Source organism: Nocardioides sp. P4_G4 (assembly GCF_056401085.1).
In genome coordinates this window covers 1-4293 of the sequence record NZ_JBFUKA010000156.1, presented here as the reverse complement: position 1 = coordinate 4293, position 4293 = coordinate 1, and the positions used below count along the sequence as shown (strand labels likewise).

Annotated in this window: 4 protein-coding genes and 1 pseudogene; 2 read left to right on the top strand and 3 right to left on the bottom strand. The window is 73.9% G+C overall.

Translation table 11 applies throughout. The features are described 5' to 3' along the window. Positions 1-366: pseudogene (locus tag AC1DQF_RS21245) on the bottom strand (tRNA (N6-isopentenyl adenosine(37)-C2)-methylthiotransferase MiaB); the annotation flags it as partial. A 251-nt stretch (positions 367-617) separates the two neighbouring features. Here AC1DQF_RS21245 and AC1DQF_RS21240 point away from each other — a divergent pair. Together AC1DQF_RS21240 and AC1DQF_RS21235 are read left to right on the top strand one after the other, a co-directional pair. Next, the gene (locus AC1DQF_RS21240) at positions 618-1862 is read left to right on the top strand and encodes a hypothetical protein (RefSeq protein WP_477527213.1); all 1245 of its coding nucleotides are present in this window, start codon (positions 618-620) and stop codon (positions 1860-1862) included. A 15-nt stretch (positions 1863-1877) separates the two neighbouring features. Further along, complete coding sequence (locus AC1DQF_RS21235; RefSeq protein WP_477527212.1) at positions 1878-2375, top strand: 2'-5' RNA ligase family protein; 498 nt, start codon at positions 1878-1880, stop codon at positions 2373-2375. A 79-nt stretch (positions 2376-2454) separates the two neighbouring features. Here the strand turns inward: AC1DQF_RS21235 and AC1DQF_RS21230 are convergent, their stop codons facing one another. Together AC1DQF_RS21230 and AC1DQF_RS21225 are read right to left on the bottom strand one after the other, a co-directional pair. Beyond that, positions 2455-3564 (bottom strand): glycerate kinase, encoded by a 1110-nt coding sequence (locus tag AC1DQF_RS21230; protein ID WP_477527211.1) that lies wholly within the window; start codon positions 3562-3564, stop codon positions 2455-2457. Then, a partial coding sequence (locus tag AC1DQF_RS21225; RefSeq protein WP_477527210.1) for a LacI family DNA-binding transcriptional regulator occupies positions 3561-4293 on the bottom strand: 733 nt, incomplete at its 5' end. The genes AC1DQF_RS21230 and AC1DQF_RS21225, both read right to left, overlap by 4 nt.

The window sequence follows — 4293 nt, the reverse complement described above, 5'->3', positions numbered from 1 at the left end:
GTCGAGCAGGGCCGGCAGCGAGCCGATGTTGTGGGTGCCGAAGACGACGTCGACGTACGGCGCCTTCGCGGTGATGGTGGAGCGGTCCTTCTGGGCGAGGCAGCCACCGACGGCGATCTGCATGTCGGGGTTGGCGGCCTTGATCGGCGCCAGGTGCGACAGGTTGCCGTAGAGCTTGTTGTCGGCGTTCTCGCGGACCGCGCAGGTGTTGAAGACGACGACGTCGGCCTGCTCGCCGGCCGGGCTCGCGATGTACCCCGCGTCCTCCAGCAGCCCGGTGAGGCGCTCGGAGTCGTGGACGTTCATCTGGCACCCGTAGGTGCGGACCTCGTAGGTGCGAGCGGCGGTCTCAGGCGTGGCAGTCATGACCGGTCAAGGGTACGGCGGGCGCTCTGGGCCGGGGAATCGCGATTCACCTCCGAGGGCCGTGCCCCGCTGCTAGCGTCCGCCTCCGCGCTGGCCGAGCGGCTGGCGCAAGGTCGAGGGGGACCCGAACCGTGTCACGCACCGCGCCAGTACTGCTATCGCTGACCTGCGCCGTCGGCCTGCTCGCGGGCGTCTCCGCGCCCGCCACGGCGGAGCCCGGCCCTGGGGCCATCGCCCCCTGCCAGGGCAGGATGCCGACCATCGTCTCGGACCGCCGGGTCGTGACCGGCACGCCCGGCGACGACGTCATCGTGGTGAGGGGCAGGCGTGCCGAGGTCGTCAGTGGTGACGGCGACGACAGGATCTGCGTGCGCGGGCCTGGCGGCCAGACGGCCGTGTCCCCAGGCAACGGCGATGACCGTGTCCGGGTCGAGGTCCGCACCCTGGTCGTCGCCGAGCTCTACTCGGGAACCGACACCTACCGGGGCGGGCCGGGCACGGACTACGTGGAGTCGGGAGCGCGCGGTGAGCGCAACACGGACCGGATCTCGCTCGGCGGGGGGGACGACATGCTCGTCCTGGCCCACGCCGTCGACCATCGCGGAGCCGTGATGAGGGGCGGCGCAGGTCGCGACGAGCTGGGGGTCGACACGCGGGGCGGGTCGCTGCTGGTGAACGCCGCGAGTGAGCGCGCCACGCTGGACGGCCGCGCGCATGCCCGCTGGCGGTCCTTCGACGCCTACACGGTCTCGTCAGCCGGTCGTCAGACGTTCGTGGGCAGTACGGGCGACGACGACGTCGAGTTCGTCGGACGGGGCGCCGTGGACGCCCGCACCTCGGACGGCGACGACACGGTTCGCCTCGTCGTCCGTCCCGGACCCCTCACCCCGGGTCCCCGCGACCCGTTGGACGAGGACTCACCGACCAGCCGCACGCTCAGGGTGGACACCGGCGCCGGCGAGGACCTGCTGGAGGTGCGCACGCCGGCACCGTTGGTCCACGGCGACCTCGCCACCGGCCGACTGCGGTTCTCCGACGAGGGGGGACCCCTCGGCTCCTTCGGGTTCGTCGCTGTGGAGGGTCTCTCCGTCGCGGCCTCGGACACCTCGACCGCTCGATCCCGCGTGGAGCTCGTCGGGGACGACGGTGACAACGTCCTGCAGGCCAGTGCCTGCGCCGTCGTGCTGCGAGGCGCGGCGGGCGACGACCGGCTGCGCGTGGGCAGCGAACCGCCCACGGAGTACTCGATGACGGCGGGGGCCCCGGACCTCGACTGTGACCCGACGTCCGAGGTGCACGGAGATGCCGGCGACGACGAGCTCGTCAGCCGCGTGGTGGTCCGTGGCTACGACGTCGTCAAGGGTGCGGTCCGCACCAAGACCTACGAGGTCCCGGTCGCCGACCTGCTCGACGGGGGCGAAGGGTTCGACACCGCAGATGCCGGCGCCGGCCAGGACACGTGCGTCGCGGAGACCCGCGTCGCCTGCGAGGCCTGACCTACCCTCGGACCCATGCCGCGCCTGCACGCCTTCGAGCTGCTGCCCGACGAGGAGGGGCGCGACGCCGTGCTGCGCGACTGGCAGGCACTGCGCGACGCGGGCCTGCCGTCCCAGCTCGACCACAAGGGCATGACCAACACCCCGCACGTCACAGTGCTCACCGCCGAGACGCTCGGACCCGAGCACGACGAGGTCGCGCGGTCCCGCCTGGGGGCGTCCCTCCCGGTCGAGTCCCGCGCCTCGGGGATCGCACTGCTCGGCGGCTCGCGGGTGTCCGTGGTCCGGCTGCTCGACGTCCCCGACGCCCTGATGCGTGCCGTGCTCGCGCTGCGCGGCGAGGTACCCCACGCCAAGCACCCGGGATGGCTGCCGCACATGACGCTGGCCCGGCGGCTGCCGCGGGCCGCCGTCCCCACTGCGCTGGAGGCACTCGGCCACGCCGACCTGACCCTGCGCCTCGTCGAGCTGCGCCGCTGGGACCCCGACGCCGGGACGGTCCGCACGCTCTGAGGGTGCGGGCGGCGCGGCTCGGGCCGGCCATGAAGACCTGGGGCCGGACGACGGACGCCGCGAGGGACCACGAGGTCGCTCAGGCCAGGTGACGCCGTGCGACGAGCTCGCCAAGGTCGACGAGCAGGCGCGCCGGCTCGCGCAGGCAGGTCGTCAGGTCGGGCTCGACGTCGAGCAGGGCGTACGCCGCGACGATGCCAGCCGCCGTCAGCTCGGCGTCCGTCAGCCGCCGTCGCCCACACACCGCGACGACGGGCACCCCGGCAGCACCGGCGGCCGAGGCGACCCCGACCGGGGCCTTGCCGCGCAGGCTCTGCGCGTCGAGCGAGCCCTCGCCGGTGACGACGAGGTCGGCCCCCGCCACCCGATCGGCGAAGCCGAGCAGGTCGAGCATCAGGGCAATGCCGGGCCGCAGCTCGGCCCCGAGCGCGGCCACGAGGGCGAAGCCGACGCCCCCTGCCGCACCCGCACCGGGGACGTCGCGACGGTCCGCGCCCGACGAGCGCGCGACCACGTCTGCCCAGTGGCCGAGCGCGCGGTCCAGCACGACCACGTCGTCGGGAGATGCCCCCTTCTGCGGGCCGTAGACGGCCGCGGCGCCGTCGGGGCCGGTGAGCGGGTTGTCGACGTCGCAGGCGACCACCACCCGGGCGTCCGCCAGTCCTGGATGCAACGGGGAGAGGTCCAGGGCCGAGACGTCACGGAGCCCGCCACCCCCGTCCGACACCGCGGGCGAGACGACGGCGCCGAGCGCGGCCAGCATCCCGGCCCCACCGTCGGTGCTGGCGCTGCCGCCGATCCCCACCACGAGCTCACGGCACCCCGCGTCCAGCGCAGCCGCCAACACCTCGCCGAGACCCTGGCTGGAGGCGGCCAGCGGCGCGCGTACCCGACCCGGGAGGCGCACCAGCCCGCAGGCATCGGCCATCTCCACGACCGCGGTGTCCCCGCGTCGGGCGTACGCCGTCTCCACCGGCTCGCCCGTCGGTCCGGCGACGGTGACGGGCACCCGATCGAACCCGGCGGACACCGCTGCGTCGAGCGTGCCGTCACCCCCGTCGGCCACCGGCAGGCACTCGACCTCCGCGTCGGGACGGACCCGTCGCAGGCCGAGCGCGACGGCGTGAGCGACGTCGTACGCCGGGAGCGTGCCCTTGAACTTGTCGGGTGCGACGAGGACGCGCGTCATGCCGCCGGCCGGGCAGTGGAGTTGCGGACGACCAATGCACATTCGGCCGTACGACGCCGCGGCCTGGCCGAGGGCTCCTTGAGTGCCATGAGCAGTGCCTGCTCCCCCATGTCCACCATCGGCAGCCGGACCGTGGTCAGCGACGGCGCGAGGTCTCCTGCGACGGCCACGTCGTCGAAGCCGGTCACCGACATCCGGTCCGGCACCGCAATGCCCCGGTCCCGCAGCACCGAGAGCACCCCGATGGCCATGTCGTCGTTGAGCCCCAGCACGGCAGTCACCTCGGGATGTGTCGCCAGGATCTCCTCGACCGCCTGTGCGCCACCGGCACGGGTGAAGGGCGCCTCGACCAGCGGGACGTCCTCGAAGGCGATCCCGGCCGCAGTGAAGGCGTCCTCGATCCCGGCGAGCCGGTCGGCCACCGTCGTCAACGACCGCATGCCCGAGACGATCGCGATCCGCCGGTGGCCGAGGTCGAGCAGGTGCTGGGCGACGGCCCGGCCCCCACCCCGGTTGTCGGGGAGCACCGCGTCGGCGCTGAGGTGGTGGCGGCCGATGACCGCGACCCGGCCCCCGAACCGGCGATAGCTGGCGAGGTCGGCCTTCGCCGCCGCCTGGTTCGCYGGATCGACGAAGCCCGAGCCCGCCACGATGATCGCGCCGACACGATTGGCGATGAGCGTGCGGATCTGCTGCAGCTCCTGCTGGGGGTCGCGCCCGGTGTGGCAG

Coding starts and splice junctions, on each gene's coding strand:
- AC1DQF_RS21240 (WP_477527213.1), top strand. CDS start 618: ATGCCGACCATCGTCTCGGACCGCCGGGTCGTGACCGGCACGCCCGGC.
- AC1DQF_RS21230 (WP_477527211.1), bottom strand. CDS start 3,564: ATGACGCGCGTCCTCGTCGCACCCGACAAGTTCAAGGGCACGCTCCCG.
- AC1DQF_RS21235 (WP_477527212.1), top strand. CDS start 1,878: ATGCCGCGCCTGCACGCCTTCGAGCTGCTGCCCGACGAGGAGGGGCGC.